At 69.8% G+C, this 23,601-nt stretch carries 18 protein-coding genes; 10 read left to right on the top strand and 8 right to left on the bottom strand.

The window, feature by feature from the left end:
• Nucleotides 1-98: 98 nt before the first annotated feature.
• Both ACZ6SA_RS32270 and ACZ6SA_RS32265 read right to left on the bottom strand, forming a co-directional pair.
• Nucleotides 99-986, bottom strand: coding sequence for a CHAP domain-containing protein (locus tag ACZ6SA_RS32270; RefSeq protein ID WP_465832450.1), 888 nt, complete (start codon nucleotides 984-986; stop codon nucleotides 99-101).
• 222 nt (nucleotides 987-1,208) lie between these two features.
• Nucleotides 1,209-1,979, bottom strand: a complete 771-nt coding sequence (locus tag ACZ6SA_RS32265) for a PP2C family protein-serine/threonine phosphatase (RefSeq protein WP_347643733.1) — start codon at nucleotides 1,977-1,979, stop codon at nucleotides 1,209-1,211.
• Nucleotides 1,980-2,055: 76 nt separating this feature from the next.
• Between ACZ6SA_RS32265 and ACZ6SA_RS32260 the strand changes: the two genes are divergently transcribed.
• The 8 genes from ACZ6SA_RS32260 to ACZ6SA_RS32225 all read left to right on the top strand — a co-directional run bounded on the left by ACZ6SA_RS32260 (nucleotide 2,056) and on the right by ACZ6SA_RS32225 (nucleotide 12,211).
• Nucleotides 2,056-3,984 (top strand): N-6 DNA methylase, encoded by a 1,929-nt coding sequence (locus tag ACZ6SA_RS32260; RefSeq protein ID WP_465832447.1) that lies wholly within the window; start codon nucleotides 2,056-2,058, stop codon nucleotides 3,982-3,984.
• A gap of 345 nt (nucleotides 3,985-4,329) precedes the next feature.
• Nucleotides 4,330-5,220, top strand: coding sequence for a serine/threonine-protein kinase (locus ACZ6SA_RS32255; protein WP_347643731.1), 891 nt, complete (start codon nucleotides 4,330-4,332; stop codon nucleotides 5,218-5,220).
• A 165-nt stretch (nucleotides 5,221-5,385) separates the two neighbouring features.
• Nucleotides 5,386-6,684 (top strand): ABC transporter substrate-binding protein, encoded by a 1,299-nt coding sequence (locus ACZ6SA_RS32250; protein ID WP_465832445.1) that lies wholly within the window; start codon nucleotides 5,386-5,388, stop codon nucleotides 6,682-6,684.
• A complete protein-coding gene (locus ACZ6SA_RS32245; RefSeq protein WP_347643729.1) occupies nucleotides 6,681-7,643 on the top strand; it encodes a carbohydrate ABC transporter permease in 963 nt (320 codons plus the stop codon). The genes ACZ6SA_RS32250 and ACZ6SA_RS32245 overlap by 4 nt, the downstream gene beginning before the upstream one ends.
• Nucleotides 7,640-8,443, top strand: a complete 804-nt coding sequence (locus ACZ6SA_RS32240) for a carbohydrate ABC transporter permease (RefSeq protein WP_347643728.1) — start codon at nucleotides 7,640-7,642, stop codon at nucleotides 8,441-8,443. The genes ACZ6SA_RS32245 and ACZ6SA_RS32240 overlap by 4 nt, the downstream gene beginning before the upstream one ends.
• On the top strand, nucleotides 8,440-9,810 hold the full coding sequence (locus ACZ6SA_RS32235) for a GH1 family beta-glucosidase (RefSeq protein ID WP_347643727.1): 1,371 nt from the start codon (nucleotides 8,440-8,442) through the stop codon (nucleotides 9,808-9,810). The genes ACZ6SA_RS32240 and ACZ6SA_RS32235 overlap by 4 nt, the downstream gene beginning before the upstream one ends.
• A 35-nt stretch (nucleotides 9,811-9,845) precedes the next feature.
• Nucleotides 9,846-10,841, top strand: a complete 996-nt coding sequence (locus tag ACZ6SA_RS32230; RefSeq protein WP_347621705.1) for a LacI family DNA-binding transcriptional regulator — start codon at nucleotides 9,846-9,848, stop codon at nucleotides 10,839-10,841.
• 77 nt (nucleotides 10,842-10,918) lie between these two features.
• Nucleotides 10,919-12,211, top strand: coding sequence for a phospholipase D-like domain-containing protein (locus ACZ6SA_RS32225; RefSeq protein ID WP_465832441.1), 1,293 nt, complete (start codon nucleotides 10,919-10,921; stop codon nucleotides 12,209-12,211).
• On the opposite strand, the gene ACZ6SA_RS32220 is transcribed toward ACZ6SA_RS32225, so the two are convergent.
• The gene (locus ACZ6SA_RS32220; protein ID WP_347643725.1) at nucleotides 12,208-12,732 is read right to left on the bottom strand and encodes a carboxymuconolactone decarboxylase family protein; all 525 of its coding nucleotides are present in this window, start codon (nucleotides 12,730-12,732) and stop codon (nucleotides 12,208-12,210) included. The genes ACZ6SA_RS32225 and ACZ6SA_RS32220 overlap by 4 nt on opposite strands.
• 101 nt (nucleotides 12,733-12,833) lie before the next feature.
• Here ACZ6SA_RS32220 and ACZ6SA_RS32215 point away from each other — a divergent pair, with 101 nt between their 5' ends.
• Entirely contained in the window at nucleotides 12,834-14,303 is a 1,470-nt protein-coding gene (locus ACZ6SA_RS32215; protein ID WP_465832439.1) for a nitrilase-related carbon-nitrogen hydrolase, read from the top strand.
• 4 nt (nucleotides 14,304-14,307) lie between these two features.
• On the opposite strand, the gene ACZ6SA_RS32210 is transcribed toward ACZ6SA_RS32215, so the two are convergent.
• From ACZ6SA_RS32210 to ACZ6SA_RS32190, 5 genes are all read right to left on the bottom strand, one after another.
• The gene (locus tag ACZ6SA_RS32210; protein WP_465832436.1) at nucleotides 14,308-15,822 is read right to left on the bottom strand and encodes a glycoside hydrolase family 13 protein; all 1,515 of its coding nucleotides are present in this window, start codon (nucleotides 15,820-15,822) and stop codon (nucleotides 14,308-14,310) included.
• 4 nt (nucleotides 15,823-15,826) lie between these two features.
• Complete coding sequence (locus tag ACZ6SA_RS32205; protein ID WP_347643722.1) at nucleotides 15,827-16,762, bottom strand: carbohydrate ABC transporter permease; 936 nt, start codon at nucleotides 16,760-16,762, stop codon at nucleotides 15,827-15,829.
• Nucleotides 16,759-17,616: a carbohydrate ABC transporter permease gene (locus tag ACZ6SA_RS32200; protein ID WP_347643721.1), complete on the bottom strand. Its 858-nt coding sequence runs from the start codon at nucleotides 17,614-17,616 to the stop codon at nucleotides 16,759-16,761. Before ACZ6SA_RS32200 ends, ACZ6SA_RS32205 begins: the two co-directional genes overlap by 4 nt.
• Nucleotides 17,617-17,629: 13 nt before the next feature.
• Nucleotides 17,630-18,979, bottom strand: coding sequence for an ABC transporter substrate-binding protein (locus tag ACZ6SA_RS32195; protein ID WP_465832433.1), 1,350 nt, complete (start codon nucleotides 18,977-18,979; stop codon nucleotides 17,630-17,632).
• 93 nt (nucleotides 18,980-19,072) lie between these two features.
• Nucleotides 19,073-20,089 (bottom strand): LacI family DNA-binding transcriptional regulator, encoded by a 1,017-nt coding sequence (locus tag ACZ6SA_RS32190; protein ID WP_347643719.1) that lies wholly within the window; start codon nucleotides 20,087-20,089, stop codon nucleotides 19,073-19,075.
• Nucleotides 20,090-20,328: 239 nt separating this feature from the next.
• On the opposite strand from ACZ6SA_RS32190, the gene ACZ6SA_RS32185 reads away from it, so the two are divergent.
• A complete protein-coding gene (locus ACZ6SA_RS32185) occupies nucleotides 20,329-23,601 on the top strand; it encodes a discoidin domain-containing protein (RefSeq protein WP_465832431.1) in 3,273 nt (1,090 codons plus the stop codon).

The raw sequence follows: 23,601 nt of genomic DNA, 5'->3' as shown, positions 1-23,601 counted from the left end.
GGCTCCCGCACCGCACCCTTACCGGAAGGCCGTGCACGGGGTCGGACCGACCGGGCGGCGCGCCGTGCCGTTGCCGGACGGGCATGCGCGGGGCGAACTCAGCGGGGTTCGTACGGGCGGCGCCGGGTGGGAGCGGCCTGCTTGGCGGCCTGATGCGCCGGGCCGGCGGGAACGCGGATCCTGGCGGGGCGGGCGGGCTGCTCGGGGGCCGGATGGCGCTGGGCGGTGCCGGGGTGGGTTGCGGCCCGTGCCTTCTCGCGTACCTTGGGAGGCCGCGTACCGGAGGAGGTCTTGGCGGGACGGCGAGTGGTTGGCGCGTTCCGGGGCCAGGGGAAACGGCGGGCGAAACGGCGGATGAAGCGGCGGGTGAAGCGGCGGTGGGTGCCGCGGCGGCGGCCGGTCACGCGCAGCGTGAGCACGATCGTGGTGATCACCATCGCGGCGAGCAGCGCGGGCGGGGTGCCTAAGACGTCCAGCGGCGAGCCGTTGCCCGTTTCCGGTCGAGGCGCGGACACGAACGGCCGCTCGGTCGACCGGATCTCGTCGAGCCGCTCGGCGTTCGCCTTGACTAATCGCGGGACACCGTAGCCGACGACCTTGTCCGTCTCGCGGGTCTTGCGCTTGAGCCACTCCCGGTCGACGTTGGCCTCGATCGTGTGGATCTTCTTGCCGGCGACGCGCTCCACGACGCCCACATGGTCGACACCTTTGTAACTCTCGCCGCCGCGCCAGTCGAAGAAGACCAGCGCTCCCGGCTCGGGCTTCCGCGTCCACGCGTCCTGCTTGATGAACCAGGCCGCGTGGGAGGGTGTCCACGCGAATTCGCCGACGTATTCGGTGAGGCCGGCCTTGTCCGCGGCCCAGGCGAGGAACATGTCGCACCATGGCGCGTTGCGATACTGGGTGTCTTGGACGCGATCCGCATACCACTGGCCGAATTTGGTGACCTGGCCGCTCTTCTCCCTGTAGCCGAGTTCCTGCCGCACCGTCTTCAGCAGCTCGTCCGCGATCGGGTCCAGGGTGACACCTCCCAGATAACCGACAAATCACGATGGACTGTAATAGCGCCATCGCGCATACGCGTGCGTCACTGCGAAAGTGTCTCGCTATGAGGCGAAATATCGGCTATGCGGTTTTCGGGGCATCAGCACACCGACGAGGCTGAGGAGAATTCTGAGACTCCTGGGATCCGGCCTGCGCTGCGAAGATCAGGAACCTGCGCCGACGCGGTAGACGCTCACCTCTCCGGCGCCCGGCGCGACGACGTCGGCCACGATCACGGTCACGTTGTCGGGAGAGCCGCCCTCGTTGGCCAGATCTATCAACCGCTGGACGGCCGCGCCCGGGTCTGCCACCGTGGTCAGCACCTCGTGCAGGACCTCGGGCCCGAGCACGGTCGTGAGACCGTCGGAGCAGAGGAGGTAGCGATCGTCAGGCTCGGCTTCGCGCAGCGCCATGTCCGGCTCCGCCCTGCCCTCGCTGCCCAGCACCCGCAGCACCATCGAGCGCCTGGGGTGCACGGCCGCCTGGTCCTCCGTTATCCGCCCTTCGTCCACCATCGACTGCACAAGTGTGTGATCCTTGGTCATCTGGTAGAGAGCGCCGTCGCGAAGCAGATATCCGCGGGAGTCACCAAGATGAGCCAGGGCGAACCGGTAGCCGTCCCACAACATGGCGGTCACCGTGGTCCCCATCCCTCTGCGCGCGGGGTCGATGTCGGCCAGCTCGACCAGCCTGCGGGCCGCCTCGTGCACGGCGCCTTCCAGCGCCGCCTCCAGGTCGGCGCCGCTCTCGGGAAGCGTGGCATCCAGCTCCCGCATGACGGCGATCGCCGCCGAACTCGCCAGCTCACCGGCGGCATGGCCGCCCATCCCGTCAGCCACCACGAGCAACCGGCCACTCGCATAGCCGGAATCTTCGTTCTGCTCCCTGCGGCGGCCCACGTCTGATCCGGCGGCATAGCGGATGTTGTGCTTCATACCCAGCAGTAAATCATTGGTTGAAAGACTTCACAAGCAGATGCGCTGAAGACCCTTGTGAACTAATGTGGGCCCCATGAGCCACGACCCGACCGTCAACGCCGGGGACATCGCCCGGCTCGCCGGTGTCGGGCGTGCCGCGGTGAGCAACTGGCGCCGCCGCCACGACGACTTCCCCCACCCGGTCGGGGGCACCGCCAACCAGCCGCTGTTCTCGCTGCGGCAGGTCGAGTCCTGGCTGCGTCGCTACGGGAAGTCCTACCAGGTCTCCCTGGGTGATCGGGTGTGGCAACGCCTGAAAGCCGCCGGCGATTTGCGACTGGGCGAGCTGGTGGCCCAGGCCGGGGTGCTCCTGACCCGCCACGCGCAGGCCACCGCCTCCTCTCCCGCCCCCGGAACCCACGCCGGCGACGGACCCGGCCGGGACGGCGAGCGACCTCGCCCCCAAGCCGGAGACGACCCCGTTGAGAGCGCCAGAACGGTGGACGAACCGGCCGGGCTCGACCCCGAGCTGGCCGAGCTGATCCTGGAGCTGGCCGGGCAGCACGGCCCCCTGACCGCGTACGAGTTCCTGTGTGAGCGCTACCTCGAAGCGCATTCCAGGCAGCTCTCCGTCACCCGCGACGACGTGGCCGAGCTGATGCTCCGGCTCGTCGAACCGGACGGCGCCACCATCCTCGACCCTGCCTGCGGCGTCGGGACGCTGCTGCTCGCCCCCGCACGATCGGTCCACGGCCAGGACGGCGACGAGCGCAGGATGCCCGCCAGGATGCTGGGCCAGGAGCTGAGCGAGACGTCGGCGGCCATCACCGCCTCCCGGCTCCGCCTGCGCGGCATCGAGGCCACGGTCGTGGCGGGCGACTCCATGCGCCACGACGGGTTCGCCGGAGAGCGAGCCGACGCGGTGGTGTGCAGCCCGCCGTTCAACGAACGGGCCTGGGGCTACGAGGAGCTGACCGGCGACCCGCGCTGGGAGCACGGCCTGCCGCCGCGCGGCGAGCCCGAGCTGGCATGGGTGCAGCACTGCCTCACCCATGTCAAACCGCGCGGCCTGGTCGCCATCCTCATGCCCCCGGCGGCCGCCAGCCGCAAGGCCGGCCGCCGCATCCGCGCCAACCTGCTGCGCGCGGGCGCGCTGCGGGCTGTCGTGGCGCTGCCCGGCTCCGACCTGTGGCTGCTGCGCCGCCCCGCGGCGGGCGAGCGGCCGCCGTCCGACGTGCTGATCCTCGACGCCACGGCCGACCTGTCGCTGGTCGAGCCGGCCTGGCAGGCCTATCTGGAGGACCGTTCCGACCAGACCGTACGCATCATCGACCTGCTGGCCGACGAGGTCGACATGACCCCGGCCCGCCACCAGCGGCGTGACGACGTCGGACGGGCGTTCGCCGAGGCCCGCGACCGGTTCCTGGCGGCCGCCGCCGTGCCGCCCGACCTCAAGGTCCTGGAGCAGCCGCTCGACCAGCCCGCCACCACGCTGGGCGACCTGATCAAGGAGGGCCTGGTGACCTCCGCGCAGGCCCCGCCCAAGATGGCCGCGGACGGCGGCGACATCCCGGTGCTGACCACCGACGACGTGCTCAACGGCACCTCGCCGTCCGGCCTCACCAGCACGCAGCAAGGGCTGGTCGCGATCCGCCCCGGCGACGTGGTGGCCTCCTATTCGGCGGTGCGGGTGATGGCCGACGACGGCGCGGTGCTGGGGCCCCACCTGACCCTCTACCGCGTCGACGCCGGGCGGCTCGACCCCGACTTCCTGGCCGGTTTCCTGCGGGCCGCGGGCGGCCGGGTGACGACCGGCTCCAGCAGGTTCGACGTGCGCCGCACCCGGCTGCCGCGCCTGTCGCTGCGGGAGCAGCAGGCCTACGGCGCGGCGTTCCGGCAGCTCGCCGTGCTGGAGGACACCCTGCGCGAGACCGCCGCCCTGGGACAGACGCTCATCAGGCTGGGCCTCGACGGGCTCGCCGACGGCCACCTGCACCCACCTGCTCATGGCCCCACTTCGTGAGACAGGCTCGATCACCCCATGTCGCCGCCTGCTCATGGCCTCGCTCCGCTCCCGCCGCTCCGGCAGGCGACGGCACTCCTCACGAGTTCATGGCCTCACTCCGTTCGGCGGCTCGATCGCCAGACGCCGCCGCCTTCCCCCGTTCTGGTCACTCCGCTCCCGCCGCTCCTCCAGGCGACGGCACTCCTCGCGAGTTCATGGCCTCACTCCGTTCGGCGGCTCGATCGCCAGACGCCGCCGCCTTCCCCCGTTCTGGTCGCTCCGCTCCCGCCACTCCTCCAGACGACGGCACTCCTCGCCGTCCTGACGGTGTAGTTTTTTCCCGATAAGGCGGCAGGAGGGCGAATGGTCATCGGCGACCGCTATGAGCTCGACGACCTGCCCCTAGGGCAGGGCGGCATGGGTGCGGTCTACGCGGGCCACGACCGCCACCTCGATCGCCGGGTCGCGGTGAAGCTGCTCAGGTTGCCCAGCGGGCCCGACGAGGAGCTGGAGCGCAGGTTCATCCGAGAGGCCCGCATCCTGGCCAGGCTGGAGCACCCCGGCGCCCCCGTGCTGTACGACTTCGGCGCCCACGATCAGCGGCTCTACCAGGTGATGCAGTTCATCGAGGGCGTCACGGTGGCCGACGTGGTCAGCGAGCACGGCCCGCTGCCCGTGCCGTGGGCGGCGGCGATCGCGGCCCAGGCGTGCGCGGTGTTGTCGGCGGCCCACGCGCTGTCGATCTGCCATCGCGACCTCAAGCCGACGAACCTCATGCTCTGCCCCGACGGCAGCGTGAAGGTGCTGGACTTCGGGCTGGCCATGCTCCGCGACGCGGACGTCACCACGTTCACGAGGATCGGCCAGATCCTGGGCACGCCGGCGTACATGGCGCCCGAGCAGATCCAGCACGGCGTCGCCGAGCCGCGCAGCGACCTCTACTCGCTCGGCTGCGTCCTGCACGAGATGCTGGCCGGACGCCAGCTCTTCACCGGTCCCACCGACTACGTGGTCTTCGAGAAGCAGGTCAAGGAGCGTCCGCCCGCCCTGCCCGGGCTGCCGGGAGAGCTGGGCGCGCTGCTGGCGCAGTTGCTGGAGAAGAAGCCGGACGACCGGCCCGCGGACGCCGAAGAGCTGTACGAGCGGCTCGACCCGTTCGCCGTCAGCCTGCCCATGTTGCCCGGCTTCCTGACGAGGGCGCCGAGCCCTGGCCGGATGTACGCCCGGATGGCCGGGCGGGTGCTCAGCGACTGATCAGACCCCGCACGACGCCTGCCGGGCACCTGTCCGGTTTGTGAGAACGCTCTCTTCATAACCCCGATTGTTACACAGAGCCCGTTGACAGAGCCGTACGAACGCCTGGAATCTCTTGAGAGAGCGCTCTCTCCACCCTTCAGCACCTACCCAGGAGGGTTTCCGATGACCCCTCGTATCCGGCGGATCGGCCTGTCCTTGCTCGCCGCGTCCGCACTCACCCTGGCGGCCGCGTGCGGCGGCGGCGGTGGCGGGGACTCCGCCGCAGAGGCGAGCGCCAACCCCGGCGAAAAGATCAAACTGACCGTCGACCTCTTCGGCGACTTCGGGTTCAAACCTCTCTACGAGGAATACAAGAAGACCCATCCCGACATCGAGATCGTCGAGAACGTCACGCAGTTCAACGACCACCACAACAACCTGGTCAAGCGGCTCGCCACGAACTCGGGCGCGGGCGACGTCACGGCCGTCGAGGTCGGCTACATCAGCACGTTCACCGCGCAGCCCGCCAAGTTCACCGACCTCAAGCAGTTCGGGCTCGACAAGCGGCAGGCCGACTACCTCGACTGGAAGTGGCAGCAGGGCCTGAGCAAGGACGGCTCGCAGGTGCTCGGGCTCGGCACCGACGTGGGCGGCCTGGCCATGTGCTACCGCAGGGACCTGTTCGAGAAGGCGGGCCTGCCGAGCGACCGCGAGGAGGTCGCGGCGCTCTGGCCGACGTGGGACGAGTACATCGCGACCGGCAAGAAGTTCGCCGCGGCCGACGTGGTCGGCGCGAAGTTCGTCGACTCCCCCGGCGAGATCTTCCGCGCCATGGTCAACCAGGCCCCCGTCGGTCTGTACGACGCCCAGGACCAGATCATCGTGGAGTCGAACCCCGACGTGAAGAAGGCCTGGGACCTGTCGAACCAGCTCACCCAGGAGGGCCTGACCGCGAAGCTGGCGGCCTTCTCCCCGCCGTGGAACACCGGTTTCGCCAAGGGCTCGTTCGCCACGATCATCTGCCCGGCCTGGATGACGGGCTTCATCCAGGAGCAGGCCAAGGACGCCTCCGGCAAGTGGGACATCGCGGCCGTGCCCGGCGGCTCGGGCAACAGCGGCGGCTCGCACCTGATGGTGCCGAAGCAGAGCGACCACCCGAAGGAGGCGGCGGAGCTGATCGACTTCCTCACCTCCAAGGAGAACCAGGCCAAGGTGTTCAAGGAGGAGGGCACGTTCCCCTCGATCCCGGCGCTCTACGACGACCCGGAGATCCAGAACTTCACCAAGCCGTTCTTCGGCGACGCCCCCATCGGCAAGATCTACTCCGACGCGGCCAAGGCGCTCAAGCCGCAGCACCTCGGCCCCAAGGAGGCTGACGTCCGGGTCGCCATCGGCAACGGGCTCGGCCGGGTCGAGCAGGGCAAGCAGACGCCGGACGAGGCGTGGGCGCAGGTGCTCGAGGACGTCAAGAAGATCAAATGAGCACTCTCCCCCTCGCGGTCACGCGACGGCGCGGGAAGGGCGTGCGGCACACCCTCGACGTGAGGGTGTCGCCGTACGCCTACGTGGCGCCGTTCTTCCTGCTGTTCTGCGCGTTCGGGCTGTTCCCGCTCATCTACACGGCCTGGGTGAGCCTGCACGAGTGGACGTTGTTGTCGGAGACCCAGACGTTCGTCGGGCTGGACAACTTCGCGACGCTGCTCGCCGACGACTACTTCTGGAACGCCACGTTCAACACGCTCTCCATCGGTGTGTTGTCGACGGTGCCGCAACTCGCGCTGGCCATCTGGCTGGCGCACCTGCTCAACCGGCGGCTGCGGTTCCAGACGTTGTTCCGGGTCTCGTTGCTGCTGCCCAACGTCACGAGCGTGGTGGCGGTGGTGGTGATCTTCAGCCAGCTTTTCGGCCGCGACTTCGGCATGATCAACTGGGTCCTGTCGTGGTTCGGTGTCGGCAGCATCGACTGGGCGGCGGGCACCGCGAGCTCGCACGTCGCCCTCTCGGTGATGATCATGTGGCGCTGGACCGGCTACAACGCGCTGATCTTCCTGGCCGCCATGCAGGCCGTGCCGCGCGAGTTGTACGAGGCCGCCACCCTCGACGGGGCGAGCAACCTCACGCAGCTGCGCAAGATCACCATCCCGATGATCCGGCCAACGATGATCTTCGTGGTCATCGTCTCCACGATCGGCGCCATGCAGATCATCGCCGAGCCCATGCTGTTCGGACAGAGCAGCGGCGGCGGGGGCGGCATCGCCACCGGCGGGCCCGACCGGCAGTTCCAGACCCTGGCGCTGTTCGTCTACGAGCAGGGCTTCGCGAACTCGACGTTCGACTTCGGCTACGCCTCGGCCGCGTCCTGGCTGATGTTCCTCGCCGTGGTGATCGTGGCCGGCATCAACTTCCTGATCACCCGCAGGGCGAAGGGAGGGCTGGTATGAGGCTGCGCTATCTGACCCTGACCGCGGTCGCCTTCTTCTCGGCGTTCCCGCTCTACTACAGCGTCGTGGTGGCCTCCCGGCACAACTCGGCGCTGGCCGAGGTGCCGCCGCCGCTGCTGCCCGGCGGCAACTTCTTCGCCAACGTCGCCCGGGTCTTCGACACCGTCCCCTTCGGGCTCGCGCTGCTCAACTCCATCATCGTGGCCGGATCGATCTCCGTCGCGGTGATGTTCTTCTCGACGCTGGCCGGGTTCGCCTTCGCCAAGCTCAGGTTCCGGGGCAGGAACGCCATGCTGGTGATCACCGTGGCGACCATGATGGTCCCGGCGCAGCTCGGCATCATCCCGCTCTACATGCTCATGGTGAAGCTGGAGTGGACCGGCACCAACTACGCGCTGATCGTGCCGGCGCTGGTCAACGCGTTCGGCGTGTTCTTCATGACGCAGTACCTCTCGCGCGCCCTGCCCACCGACCTGCTGGAGGCCGGGCGGGTGGACGGGTGCACGACGTGGGGCCTGTTCTGGCACGTCGTGTTGCCGGCGGCCCGGCCAGCGGCGGCCGTGCTCGGCATGCTGACCTTCATGTCGGCCTGGAACGACTATTTCTGGCCGTTGGTCGTGCTGAGCCCGGACAACCCGACGGTCCAGGTCGCCCTGTCGACGCTGGCCAGCGGATACGTCAACGACTACGTGCTGGGCCTGGCCGGAACGGCGATCGGCACGTTGCCACTCGTTGCCGTCTTCGCCCTGTTCGGCAAGCAAATCATCGGCGGAATCATGCAAGGAGCTGTGAAGGGATGATCTTTCCCGAGGACTTCGTCTGGGGAGCCGCCACGGCCTCGTACCAGATCGAGGGGGCGGTCAAGGAGGACGGGCGGGGCCAGTCGATCTGGGACACCTTCTCCCATACCCCCGGGAACGTGGCGGACGGCGACACCGGCGACGTGGCGTGCGACCACTATCACCGCTACCGGGACGACGTCGGGCTGATGCGCGAGCTGCGGCTGGCGGCCTACCGGTTCTCGATCGCCTGGCCGCGCATCCAGCCCGACGGCGCGGGGCCGATCAACCCGCGCGGGCTGGCGTTCTACGACAAGCTCGTCGATGAACTACTAGCCGCCGAAATTTCGCCCTACGTCACGCTTTATCACTGGGATCTCCCCCAAGCCCTCGAAGAACGCGGCGGCTGGACCCACCGCGACACGGCCTACCGGTTCGCCGACTACGCCCAGGCCGTACACGACCGGCTCGGCGACCGCGTCAGCGACTGGGCGACGCTGAACGAGCCCTGGGTGGCGGCGTTCCTCGGCTACGGCAACGGCCTGCACGCCCCGGGCCGCCGTCTCCCGGCCGACGCCATGCGTGCCGCGCACCACCTGCTGCTCGGCCACGGGCTGGCCGCGCGGCGGCTGCGCTCCGGAGGCGCGCAGAGCATCATGCTGGTGGTCAACTCGGCGCCGGTGCTCACCCCCGCCCAGGTCAACAACCCCTCCGCGGTGCCGGACGAGGTGGACGCGGCCGTCACCCACCGCATCCACACGCTGCTGACCCGGCAGTTCCTGGACCCGGCGGTGTACGGGACGTACCCCCAGGAGGTGCTGGACGCGGCGGCCCGCAACGGCGGTACCGGCCACATCGAGGACGGCGACCTCGCGCTCATCAACGCGCCGATCGACCTGGTGGGCATCAACTACTACAACCCGTGCGTGGTCGAGGCGGGCCCAGGGCTGCCCGCGGACGCCGCGTGGCCGGGTTCGGAGGACGTCAGGTTCGCCGCGGCGGACGCGCCGACGACCGCGATGGGCTGGCCCATCGTGCCGGACGGCCTGTCCAGGCTGCTCGTACGCCTCTCGCGGGACTACCCGCAGGTCGGCCTGATGGTCACGGAGAACGGCGCGGCCTTCGAGGACGTCGTGGAGGACGGGCGCGTGCGCGACGACGAGCGGGTGGCGTACCTGGACGGGCACCTGCGCGAGGTGCACCGGGCCATCGAGGCGGGCGCGGACCTGCGCGGGTATCTGGTCTGGTCGCTGCTCGACAACTTCGAGTGGGCGGAGGGTTACCGGCGGCGTTTCGGCATCGTCCATGTGGACTATGCGACACAAACCAGGACGCCCAAGGACAGCGCCCTCTGGTACCGGGACGTGATCGGCCGAAACGGCCTGTAGATTTTTTCCATGCTCTCCCTCCTGCCGGTCCAGCCATGAGACGTCCGACGCTGGAAGCGGTCGCCGCCCGGGCGGGCGTGTCGCGCGCCACCGCTTCCCGGGTCGTCAACGGGCAGACGACGGTGGCGCCGCACATCCGTGACGCCGTGCTGCGCGCGATCGACGAGCTGGGTTATGTCCCCAACTCCGCCGCGCGCAGCCTCGTCACCCAGCGCACCGACTCGATCGCCCTGGTCGTCAGCGAGCCCGGCACCCGCGTCTTCTCCGAAGACCCGATGTTCTCCACGGCGATCAGGTCGGCCTCCATGGAGCTGGAGGCGGTCAACAAGCAGGTCGTGCTCATGATGGCCTCCTCCGCCAAGAGCCACGCCCGCGTGGAGCGCTACATCTCCGGCGGCCACGTCGACGGCGTCATGCTGATCTCCATGCACGGCGCCGACCCGCTGCCGTCGGCCCTGTCTCGGTTGCGCGTCCCCGTGGTCTCCTACGGCCGGCCGGCCGTCCCCGTGGAGATCCCCTACGTCGACAACGACAACATCGGCGGCGCGGAGGCGGGGGTTCGGCACCTGGTGGAGACGGGGCGGCGCAGGATCGCCACGATCGCCGGCCCGCAGGACATGATCGGCGGCCAGGACCGCCTGACCGGCTACCGCAACGTGCTGCGCGACTCCGACCACCGCTCGATCGTCGCCGTCGGCGACTTCACGCGGGAGTCGGGGGCGGTGGCGATGCGCCAGCTCCTGCGCGACGATCCCGAGCTCGACGCCGTGTTCGTGGCCAACGACCTGATGGCGGTCGGCGCGCTGCAGTCGTTGCGCCAGGCCGGCCGGCGGGTGCCCGACGACGTCGCCGTGGTGGGCTTCGACGACATAGAGGCGGCGAAATACACCGAGCCGCCGCTGACCACGCTCCGCCATCCGGTCGCCGAGCAGGCGGCGGCCATGGTCAGGCTGCTGCTCAACCTCTTCGAGGGTGGTGCGAGCGAGCCGGTGATCCTGCCCACCGAGCTGGTGATCCGCGAGTCGGCCTGACCGCGGCCTTGACAGCTCCGACCGCTGACACGACAGTCGGTCTCGACGATCATGCCCCACTCCCCGAAGGGGACCCCATGACCACGAGATCCGTCAGCCGCCGCGTCAGTGTGGCGTTATGCCTGGCCGCCTCGCTCCTGGCCACCGGCCAACCGGCCGCCGCCGACCCCGCGCGGACGACGGCGGTCACCGGCCCGCCCGTCCTCGACGCGCCCGTCTTCAACGATCCCACCGCCGACTCGGACGTGCCCGGCACGCCGAGCGCCGCCCAGTCCGCCGTCATGGACCAGCTGATCAGGCTGATCCAGGCGGTGCAGCCCGGTGGCGACATCCGGTTCGTGATGCACCAGTTCTCCACCGGCCAGCGGTCGAGCGAGGTGGCGAACGCGCTGGTCGCCGCCCACGAGCGCGGCGTGCGGGTGAAGGTCATCCTCGACAGCCGCGAGGACGCCTCCAACGACGCCGTCGAGGCCCAGCTCACCGCCGCGCTCGGCACCTCGGAGAGCGCAGGCTCGTGGGTGGTGGGCTGCGAATATCCCGACCCGTCCGCCGAGAACCGCGGTTGCATCGCGCGCAACTACCAGCACAACAAGTTCGCGCTCTTCTCCAACGTGCTGGTCGGCGGCACCGTGCATCCCAAGGTCGGCTTCCAGACGTCGTCGAACCTGTCCGACTGGTACCTGTACAACTCCTACAACGACGCCTACACCTTCACCGACGCCACGGTCTATGACGGCTACCTGACCTACTTCAACGACCTGCGCGCGGGCCGGCGCACGTCGGTCGATCCCGGCTATTTCTGGACCACCCCGACCGGCACTCCCATCCGGGCGATGTTCTTCCCGCGCCGGGTGTCGTCCGGCGACCCCGTCGTCAACATCCTGCGGCTCGTCGAGTGCTCGTACCAGACCCCCGACGGCGTCACCCGGCAGACCGACATCCGCATGGCGCTCACGGCCTTCAACAAGAACCGCAAGGCCATCGCCGACGAGCTGCTGCGGCTCAGGGGCAAGAACTGCTGGATCGACATCGTCTTCTACGAGAACGCCGGCAACGCCATGGAGAACGTCGACAGCGAGATCCGGAAGATCCTTGGCACCACGGCGTCCAACGGGAAGAAGATGCAGGTCACGCCCTGCCGGTTCACCGTCGGCTCGCGCAGCGTGGTGCCGCACACCAAGCTCATGCTGCTGGACGGCTTCTACGACGACGACATCACGCCCCGCGTCTACACCGGAAGCGCGAACTTCACGTATCTGGAGAACGCCGACGACGCCTGGCTGCGGCTCTCCGGCCGCGACCTGCACGACCGGTACGAGGCCTGGTTCAAGAGCATCCGTGGAGCCTGCGGCGGCCCGCCGCCCAGTTAGACACGGAAGACGCGGAGCTGGAGCGCCAGCGTCGTGTAGTAGCCGACCAGGGTGGTCAGCTCGAACACCACGCTCTCCTCCAGCTTCGCGTATTCGTCGTCGTCGAGGTCGCCTCTGGTCACCAGGGCGCGGGCGACGTCGAGGACCGCCTGCTCGTCCTCGGGCAGTGACAGGGGCGAGCCGTCGCGCAACGCCTGGAGCTGGTCGTCGGTGAAGCCGAGGCCGCGGGCGATCGGCTCGTGGGCGGCCCGCTCGAACGCGCTGTCGTGGTGGCCGGCGACGACCAGGATCGCCAGCTCCCGCGCCCGGTCGGTGAGCGCCGAACGGTAGCGGACGGCCGCCCCCAGCTCCTGCAGCGCGTCGCCGACCGGCGGGCTGAGCAACATCGCGTTGAACGGGCCGGTCAGCCCGCCCTCCGGGTCCACCATGAACGTGCCGCGCGGGCCGGCGGTGATCTTGTCATGGAGGGCGCGGGCGTGCGGCGCCAGGTCGTGCGGGGGCGTTCTGCGCAGGCGGGCCATCAGGCGATGGTAGCGCTGCGCGGCGGGGTCGCCCGCGGCATGTTGACACCGTATACGTCGATGTTTACGGTGTATACACGCCAACGGACGGGGCAAGCTTCATGGCATCACGACTCAGGGCGCCGGCCGCACTGGTGGCCTCGGCGCTGCTGTTCTACTTCGGCACCGGCTTCGCGCCCATCCCGGCGCTGACCTGGCTGGCCCCGCTGCCGGTGTTGCTGCTGGCGCCGCGGGTGAGCGCGAGGTCGACCTTCTGCGTCGCGTTGCTGGCGTACCTGCTGGGCTTGGGCAACCAGTTCGAGTTCTTCCTGAAGACGCCGTCGGTGCCGCTGCCCATCGGGATCGCCATCGTCATCGGCTCCTCCCTGCTGTTCGGGCTGGTGGCCTGGCTGTTCCGGACGCTCCTCCTGCGCGGGCTGCCGCTGCTCGCCGCGAGCGCGCCACCCGCCGTATGGGTGGCTTTCATGTACGTGACCGTTCTCGCCAACCCGACCGGCATCGTCTGGCCGCTCGCCACGTCGGTGGCCGACGTGCCCGTCGTGATCCAGATCGCCTCGGTGACGGGCACGTGGGGGGTGACGTTCTTCGTGCTCATGGTGCCGGCCGCCATCGCGGCGGTGGCCTGGCCGGGAGCGGTCCCGAGGGCGCGGCTGCGCACCGGTGTCGCAGGGGTGGCGGCGTGCGCCGTCGTGCTCGGCTTCGGGGTGCTGCGCCTGGCCGACGCGGGCGGACCCGTCGCGCAGCGGGTGGTGGTCATGTCGGCGAGCCGCTTCCAGTGGGCCCCCGACGCGGCCGGCCCGGGAGGCCAGGCCCTGATCAAGGACTACGCGGCCAGGATCGCGGCGCTGCCGAAGGGCACGATGGCCGTGCTGCCGGAGGGCGCTCTGGGCACCGACGAGGACAGCCTGCCCGGCGCGCTCCAGCCGCTGCGCGCGGTCGCCCGCGAGCGAGGCGTCGACGTGGTGGTCGGGATCGTGCACACGACCCCGGAGATCAAGTACAACTACTCCGTGCACCTCCCGGCCGACGGGTCCGCGCCGGTCTCCTACACGAAGTGGCACTTCGCCCCCGGGGCGCCCTTCCGCCGCGGTGACGCGCTGGTCTTCGCGCACGGCCACGGCCGCGACGTCGGCCTGGCCAACTGCATGGACCTCAACTTCCCCACGCCGATCCGCGGCTACGCCCTGGCGGGGGCGCGCCTGCTGGCGACGCCGGCCGCCGACGAGTTCGGCAACGGCCGGCAGCACAGCCGCAACGCGTTGCTGCGCGGCGTCGAGAACGGGCTCTCGGTGGCGTGGGCGGCCCAGCAGGGCACGCCGATGATCTCCGACCCGTGGGGACGCGTGCTCGCCGAGACCGACACAGAAACGAGCAGCAGCCCGTTCGTCATGGCCGCCGCCGGCGTGCCCGAAGGGCCGGGCACCACCGTCTACGCCCGTTTCGGCGACTGGTTCGCCTGGTTGTGCCTGGCGCTCGCGGCGGCCGGCGGGTTGCGGCTCCTCAGGCGCGGGCGATCCGCACCCGAGACGGCCGGGACCCGCCGGGTCGTCCACACCGCGCACAGCGCGTGAGCGGTCAGCTCGCGGTCAGCCAGACCGTGGTGTCCGAGGGCAGCGCGCCGTCCTCCAGCGGCCCGCTGGCCAGGACGACCTCGCCGGCGGGCCTCGGCACCGGGCCAGGGCCCAGGTTGGTGACGCTGGTCAGGCCCGACTCGCGGGTGAAGGCCAGCACGTTCTCCCCCAGCGGAAGCCACGTCATGGTGCCGTCGCCCAGCCGGTCGCGCCGGATGGCCAGGGCCGCCCTGTAGAGGGTGAGCATCGACCCCGGATCCGTGCGCTGGGCCTGCGCGGTGAGCTTGCGCCAGCTCTCCGGCTGCGGCAACCAGGGCGTGCCGGTCCCGAAGCCGTACGGCGGCTCGTCGCCCGACCAGGGCAGCGGCACCCGGCAGCCGTCACGGCCCGGGTTGGCGCCGCCCGACCTGGCGAACATCGGGTCCTGGCGGAGCTCGTCAGGAAGGTTCTCCACCTCCGGCAGGCCCAGCTCATCGCCCTGGTAGACGTAGACCGACCCGGGCAGCGCCATCGACAGCAGGGCCGCCGCCCGCGCCCGCCGGTAGCCCAGCTCCGGGTCCGACGGGGTTCCGTGCAGGCGCCCGCCGTGCTCGAACGCGGTGTCGGCGCGGCCGTAGCGGGTGACGGGCCTGGTCACGTCGTGGTTGGACAACACCCACGTGGGCGGGGCGCCGATCGGGGTGTGGGTGGTCAGCGTCAGATCGATGACCCGGCGCAGCTCGGCCGGGTCCCACGGGCATGACAGGAAGCCGAAGTTGAAAGCCGTGTGCAGCTCGTCGGGGCGCAGGTAGCGGGCGAACCGCTCCTGGTCGGGCAGCCAGACCTCGCCGATCAGGACGCGCTCGCCGTACTCGTCGGCCACCTCGCGCCACCGGCGGTAGACGTCGTGGACCTCGTCGAGGTCCTCGTAGCCGGTGTCCGACTTGTACAGCAGGGCCGCCGAGTCGATGCGGAAACCGTCGACGCCGCGCTCGAACCAGAACCGCAGCACGTCCTCGAACTCCCGGTGCACCTCCGGGTTGGCCCAGTTGAAGTCGGGCTGCTCGGGGGCGAACAGGTGCAGGTACCACTGCCCGTCGGGCACCTGGGTCCAGGCGGAGCCGCCGAAGATGGACTGCCAGTCGTTCACGGGCTCGTCGCTGAACCAGAACCGGTCCCTGGCCGCCGGGTTCGCCAGCGCCTCCTGGAACCAGGCGCTCTGCGTCGAGCTGTGGTTCGGCACCACGTCGATGATGACCTTGATGTCCAGCTCGTGCGCCTCGGCGATGAACCGCTCCGCCTCGGCGAGCGTGCCGAAGTCCGGCTCGATGTCCCGGTAGTCGGCCACGTCGTAGCCGCCGTCGGCCATCGGCGACGGATACCACGGGTTCAGCCAGATGGCGTCGATCCCCAGGTCCTTCAGGTACGGCAGGCGGGCGCGCAGGCCGGCGAGGTCACCCACGCCGTCGCCGTTGCCGTCGGCGAAGCTACGCAGGTAGACCTGGTAGATCGCGGCTCCCCGCCACCACGTTTGCGACATGCGCTCATCCCTTGATGCTTCCGGCGGTGAGTCCCGCCATGATGTGCCGTTGGAAGATGAAGAAAACGATGATCATGGGGATGCCGGCGATGACCAGGCCTCCCATGACCTGGTTCTGCGTCACCGCTCCCGCCGTCTGTGACAGGCCCACGCTGATGGTCATCTTGTCGCTGTCGGTCATGACCAGCAGCGGCAGGACGAAGTCCTTGAACGCGGCGACGATCGTGAAGATGGAGACCACGCCGAGGATCGGCCTGGAGACCGGCAGCACGACCGACCACAACACTCGCAAGGGGCCGGCGCCGTCGATCTGCGCCGCCTCGATCAGCTCGCGGGGAATGGAGTCGAAGAACCGTTTGAGCAGGAAGATGTTGAAGCCGTTGGCCGCCGCGGGGAACCACAGGCCCCACGGGTTGTTGAGCAGCCCCAGGTCCACGATCGTGACGTAGAGCGGGATGAGGATCACCATCGGCGGGATCATCAGCGTGGCCAGCATGGCGCCGAGGATCACGTTGCCGAGGACCGGCCGCAGCTTCGACAGCGCGTACGCGGCCGTGACGTCCACCGCCATGGAGAACAACCAGGCGCCCAGCGCGTAGTAGACGGTGTTGGCCAGCAGCGTGCCGATGTCGAACAGGTCCCACGCCTCGGCGAACGCGTCGGTCGTCGGGCGGGCGGGGAAGAGCGACGGAGGCATCTCGGCGATCTCCTCCGGCGTCTTCATGGCGCCGGTGACCATCCAGTAGAGCGGGAAGACGAAGGCCAGCGTGAACAGCACGATGACCGCGGCCAGCACCAGCCAGTAGATCCGCCGCCCCCACCTGCTGTTGAGCTGGTGCGGCGAGACGATCGTGCGGAACTGCACGTGGATGGGTCTCGGCGCGCGCGCCTTCCTGGCCCGGCGTCGTGCGGCGGGCCGGACGTCCGTTGCGGAGGTCATGCCTGGTCCTCCCTGGTCGTCCGGAGCTGGAAGGCCGCGAAGACGAGGAGGGCCAGCATGAGCATCATGCCGAGCGCCCCCGCCTGGCCGTAGTTCATCTGCGAGAAGGCGAACTGGTACATCAGGTACGCCACCGAGACCGTGGCGTTCTCCGGCCCGCCGCCGGTGAGCATGTACGGCTCGATGAAGACCTGCATGGTGGCCACGATCTGCAACATCAGCATGAGGAGGAGGATCAGCCGGGTCTGCGGGATGGTGACGTGCCTGATGCGCTTGAGGATGCCGGCCCCGTCGAGCTCGGCGGCCTCGTACAGCTCGGGCGGGATGTTCTGCAGGGCGGCGAGGTAGATCAGCGTCGCGCTGCCCATGTTCATCCACGTCGAGACGAGGACCAGCGAGATCAGCGCCGTGGACGAGCTGTCGAGCCAGGCCAGCGGCGGCAGGCCGGCGGCGCCGAGGATCTGGTTGAACAGCCCGGGCCCCGGATCGTAGAACCACCGGAACAGCAGCACCGCGACGATGGGCGGCAACATGACCGGCAGGTAGACGACGAACCGCAGGTAGGCCCGGGCGTGGCGCAGTTCGTTCAGCACGAGCGCGACGACGAACGGCACGGCGTAGCCGCACAACAGCGCGAGGAGGGTGAACTCCATGGTGTTCAGCCAGGCCTCGCCGAAGGCGGGGTCCTGGACGGCCGCGGTGAAGTTGTCCAGGCCCACCCATTCGGGCGGGTTGATCAGGTCCGTCTTCTGGAAGCTCAGCACGAACTCCCTGACCATCGGATACCAGGCGAACACCGCGAAGCAGGCCAGCGCCGCGCACAGGAACCCGTAGGCCGTCAGATTGCGCCTCACGATTCCCACAGGGTCAGCCCTTGGCCGCCAGCAGGGAGTTCGCCTTGGTCTCGGCGTCGGCGAGGAGCTGGTCGATGCCGGCGTCCTCGCGGCTCAGCACGCCCGACATGGGCACGTCGAGGATGGCGTACAGTTCCTGCGCGTGCACCGGCTCGGCCTTCGGCGGGATCGTGGCGGCGGCCCGCACGTACGGGTCGTAGTTCTCGACCGGCAGCGAGGCGTTCTTCACGCGGTCGGCCTGGATCGCCTTGCCGGTGGGCGAGTCGCCGTAGACGTCGTTGTCGGGCACGCCGACCGGGTTGCCGAGGGCCTTGCCCCGGGCGAAGTCGAAGCGGCCCTTGCCGACGGTGTTGAAGCGGAAGTCGAGCCAGGCCAGGCCCGCCTTGGCCTCCTCAGGGGTGGCCTTCGGGTTGATCATGAACGCTTCGCCGCCGCTGAGCGACGCCTTGGCCTCGGGGAAGCCGGTGATGCCGTAGTCGGCGACGTTGCCCTTGAACTTGTTGACCACGTCGGTGACCACGTCGGGCGCCCCGAGCATCATGCCCACCTTGCCGCTGCCCATCGCCATCATCAGCGACTCCCAGCCGACCAGGAGCTTGTTGCCCATGCTGTCGTCCACCCAGCGCATGTCGTGCAGGGTCTGCAGCACGGCCTTGCCCTCGGGGGAGTTGAAGGCGGCCTTCGTGTTGTCGGGGGTCAGGATGCTGCCGCCGCGGCCGTAGATCGCCTGGGTGAAGTGCCAGCCTCCGGTGTTGCCGCCGGAGTATTCGCCGTAGCCGACGTAGCCCTGGCCGAGGGCGGCGATCTTCTTGGCCGCCTCGCGGACCTCGGCCCACGTCGTGGGCGGGCTGTTCGGGTCGAGCCCCGCCTTGGCGAACAGGGCGCGGTTGTAGACGAGTCCGACGCCGTAGTGGACGTTCGGGACGCCGTACACCTTGCCGTCCTTGGTGACCAGGTCGCGGACGTCGGGGCGCAGGTCGTTCCAGTTCTTGATCGTGCTGGTGTACGGGGTGATGTCGAGCGCCTGGCCCTTGCCGATGACGTCGGCGTAGTTGGTCACGGGCACCACGAAGACGGTCTCCATCTGGCCGCCGGCCATCTTGGGGCCGAACGTCTTGGGGTCGAAGCACGGCTGCTGGTCCGTGCTCTTGACCGTGACCCCGGGGTGGTTCTTCATGAACGTGGCCACGTCGTCATCCCAGGCCTGCCGCTCCTTCGGCGCCGACTTGGCGGGCTGGCAGGCCACCGTGATCGTCACGGCCTCGGCGCCGCCGGCGGAAGGGGAGGCTGGCTCGCCCGAGCCGCAGGCCGTGGCCGCGAGCCCGAGCACGGTTGCGAGCAGGAGTCCGGTGGATCTCTGCATGGTCTGACCCTTCTGATGCGAGGTGCCCACACCATAGGATCGCCAACCGAAGTCCGCAATATTTCGACGGACTATTGCAAGATAACGACTACGTCACGAGCGAGCTCGCGTCAACGGCGCCTTGCCGGGAGCGCGGGCCGTGGAGGCCCTGACCACGAGCTCGGGCTCGAACAGCAGCTCGTCCGCGGGCACGACCGCCTTGTCGATCTGCGCGACCAGCAGGTCCACCGCGGCCCTGCCCATGGCGTCGATCGGCTGGCGGACCGTCGTCAGCGGCGGCTCGGTGCAGTTCATCAGCGCCGAGTCGTCGAAGCCGATGACCGAGACGTCCGCCGGCACGGCGAGCCCGGCGCGGCGGGCCGCCCTGACGGTGCCGAGCGCGAGCAGGTCGCTGGCGCAGACCACGCCGGTGACGCCGCGCCTGACCAGCCGGGCCGCGGCGGCGTGCCCGCCCTCCAGCGAGAACATCGTGTGCTCGACCAGCTCGGGATCGCCACCCTCCGACAGGAACGTCTCCAGCTTGCGCCGCGACGGCATGTGGTCCTTCGGCCCGAGCACCATGCCGATCCGCTCGTGGCCGAGCGCGCGCAGGTGGGCGACGGCCATCCCGGCGGCCACCACGTCGTCGCAGGACACCTGCGGGAAGTCGAGCCGGGCCACGGCCGCGTTCACCAGCACGGTGGGCAGCTTGCGCTCGTGCAGCAGCTCGTAGTGCCCGTGCGCGGCGTCGGCCTGTGCGTAGAGCCCGCCGGCGAAGACCACGCCGCTGACCTGCTGCTGGAGCAGCAGGTCGACGTAGTCGGCCTCGGAGACGCCGCCGACCGTGCGCGTGCACAACACCGAGGTGAAGCCCTGCTGGGCCAGGGCGCCGCCGACCACCTCGGCGAAGGCGGGGAAGATCGGGTTCTGCAGCTCGGGGAGCACCAGGCCGACCAGCCTGGCCCGGTCGCCGCGCAGCTGGGTGGGGCGTTCGTAGCCGAGGACGTCGAGGGCGGTGAGCACCGCCTCGCGGGTCGCGTCGGACACCCCCGGCTTGCCGTTGAGCACGCGGCTCACGGTCGCCTCGCTCACCCCGACCTTCTTGGCCACCTCTGCGAGTCGTCGTGTCATGCGCAAACTATACGGCCTGGAACGCAAGCGCTTGCAACGGCTTACGTGAATCCGGCGCGGTCGCTTGCAGTGGACGCACGGCGCCCTTCGATGACCCGGGCAAGCCCTGACCAGCGAGGAGGGCCTTGGAAGCCATCGCGAGACCCGGTCAATTCCTTGCGAAATGTCGTCGGAATATTGCGGCTATCTGCTTGTCATCCTATGGTTCGGCCAACCGCCTGACCCGAAGGGCCACCCCCATGAGAGCACTCATCGCCGCCCTCGCGTTACTCACCGGACTCCTCGCCGCCCCCGCGCACGCCGCGGCCGACACCGACCTCGCCGCCGGGAAGACCGCCACCGCCAGCAGCCACGCCGACGTCTACCGCGCCGCCAACGCGACCGACGGCGACCAGGCCACCTACTGGGAGTCGGCCAACCACGCCTTCCCGCAGTGGATCCAGGTCGATCTCGGCGCCGCCGCCGACATCAGCAGGCTCGTGCTCAAGCTGCCCGCCGGCTGGCCCCGCCGCACCCAGACGCTGACCGTCCAGGGCAGCGCCGACGGCACGGCCTTCACCACGCTCGCCGGCTCGGCCACGTACACCTTCGAGCCCACCGCGACGATCACCCTCACCGAGGCCAGAACCCGCCACGTCCGGCTGGCGTTCACCGCCAACACCGGCTGGCCGGCCGGGCAACTGTCCGAGTTCGAGATCTGGGGCAGCCGCCCCGACGGGCCCGGCGACCCCGGCGACGGCGCCAACCTGGCCCTCGGAAAGCCCGTCGAGGGCTCCTCCCACACCCACACCTACGTCGCCGCCAACGCCAACGACGACGACCTGAGCACGTACTGGGAGGGCGCCGCCTACCCCGGCACGCTCACCGTGAAGCTCGGCGCCGACACCGACCTGAGCTCCGTCACGCTCAAGCTCGACCCCGCCCAGGCGTGGGCCAGGCGTACGCAGGCCATCCAGGTCCTCGGCCGCGCGCAGGGCGCCACCGGCTTCATCAGCCTCGTCTCCCAGACCACCTACACCTTCGACCCGGCCACCGGGAACGAGGTCACCATCCCCGTGACCGGCAGGGCCGCCGACGTCCGGCTCAGGATCACCGCCAACTCCGGCGCGCCCGGCGGCCAGATCGCCGAGTTCCAGATCTTCGGCGCGCCCGCGCCCAACCCCGACCTGACCGTGTCGGGCCTCACCTCCTCGCCCGCGTCGCCGGTCGAGACCGACGACGTCACGCTCTCGGCCACGGTCGGGAACGCCGGCACCGAACGCTCCGCCGCGACCACGGTCAACTTCTACGTGGGCGACGACAAGGCCGGCAGCGCCGACGTGGCCGCGCTGGCCGCGGGGGCGTCGGCCACCGTGTCCGCGGACATCGGGGCGCGTACGGCCGGCACCCACGAGCTGTCCGCCAGGGTGGACGAGGACGGCGAGGTCACCGAGCAGGACGAAACCAACAACGCCACGACCGGCACGTTGACCGTGAAACCCGCCGACACGGCCGACCTGGTCGCCTCCCCCGTCTCCTGGACGCCGGGCAACCCGCCCGCGGGCGCCACCGTGACGTTCACCGTGGCGATCAGGAACCAGGGCACGGTCGCCTCCGGCGGCGGCTCCCACGGCGTCACGCTCACCGTCGCCGACGGCTCGGGCGACGTCGTCAGGACGCTGACCGGCTCCGTGACCGGCGTGATCGCCCCCGGCGCCACCACCGCCCCGGTCAACCTCGGCACCTGGACCGCGGCCGACGGGAGGTACACCGTCAAGACCGTGCTCGCCGCCGACCCCGAAGAACTGCCGGTCCGGCGCGACAACAACACCAGCACGCTGCCGCTGTTCGTGGGCCGCGGCGCGAACATGCCGTACGACACCTACGAGGCCGAGGACGCCGTGCTCGGCGGCGGCGCCACCCGCGTCGGCCCGAGCAGGGAGATCGGCACGACCGCCGGCGAGGCGTCGGGGCGGCGCGCGGTGACGCTGGACAGGACCGGCGCCTACGTCGAGTTCACCACCAAGGCGCCGGCCAACACCCTCGTCACCCGCTTCTCCATCCCCGACGCCCCGGGCGGCGGCGGCATCGACTCGACGCTCAACGTCTACGTCGACGGGACGTTCCACAAGGCCATCGACCTGACCTCCCGCTACGCCTGGCTCTACGGCCCCGAGGCGAGTCCCGGCAACGATCCCGGCTCGGGCCCGCCCCGGCACATCTACGACGAGGCGAACCTGATGCTCGACGCCACCGTGCCGGCGGGCAGCAAGATCAGGCTGCAGAAGGACGCGGCCAACGGCTCCACGTACGCGATCGACTTCGTGGACCTCGAGCGGGTGGCCCCGGTCGCCAACCCCGACCCGGACGCCTACGCCGTGCCGGCCGGCTTCTCCCACCAGGACGTGCAGAACGCGCTGGACAAGGCCCGCATGGACGCCGGCCTGACCGGCGTCTACCTGCCCGCGGGCGACTACCAGACCTCCGGCAAGTTCCAGGTGTACGGCAAGGCGATCGAGATCGTCGGCGCCGGCCCGTGGTTCACCAGGTTCCACGCGCCCTCGGGGCAGTCCAACACCGACATCGGCTTCCGGGCCGACGCCACGGCCAACGGCACGACGTTCGCGAACTTCGCCTACTTCGGCAACTACACCTCGCGCATCGACGGCCCCGGCAAGGTGTTCGACTTCACGAACGTGGCGAACATGACGATCGACAACATCTGGGTCGAGCACCAGATCTGCATGTACTGGGGCTCCAACACCGACGACATGACGATCAGGAACTCGCGCATCCGCAACGTGTTCGCCGACGGCCTGAACATGACCAACGGCAGCACCGGCAACCACGTCACCGACGTCGAGACGCGGTCCACGGGCGACGACAGCTTCGCGCTGTTCTCCGCGACCGACAACAACGCTGGCGAGCAGCACGGCAACGTCTACGAGAACCTGACCTCGCTGCTCACCTGGCGGGCCGCGGGCGTGGCCGTCTACGGCGGCTACGGCAACACGTTCAGGAACATCCACGTGGCCGACACGCTGGTGTACTCCGGCGTCACGATCAGCTCGCTGGACTTCGGCATCCCGATGCACGGGTTCGGGGCCGACCCGCCCACGGTCTTCGAGAACATCTCGCTGGTCAGGGCAGGCGGGCACTTCTGGGGACAGCAGACGTTCCCGGCGATGTGGCTGTTCTCCGCGTCCAAGAAGTTCCAGGGCATCCGCGTCAGCAACCTGGACATCGTGGACCCGACGTACAGCGGGATCATGTTCCAGACCGGCTACCAGGGTCCGGCGCCGCTCAACCCGATCGAGGACACGGTCTTCACGAACGTGTCCATCAGCGGGGCGAAGAAGAGCGGTGACGCCTTCGACGCCAAGTCCGGGTTCGGCATCTGGGTTAACGAGCTGCCCGAGCCCGGTCAGGGCCCGGCGGTCGGATCGGCCACGTTCAACGGCCTGCGCTTCTCCGGCAACGCCCAGGACGTCAAGAACACGACCTCGACCTTCACTCTGGACATCGATCCCTGA

This window comes from Nonomuraea sp. NPDC049378 (genome assembly GCF_055586745.1).
Note: the sequence above shows the minus strand (reverse complement) of the source record. Positions and strands in the feature narration are given on the sequence as shown.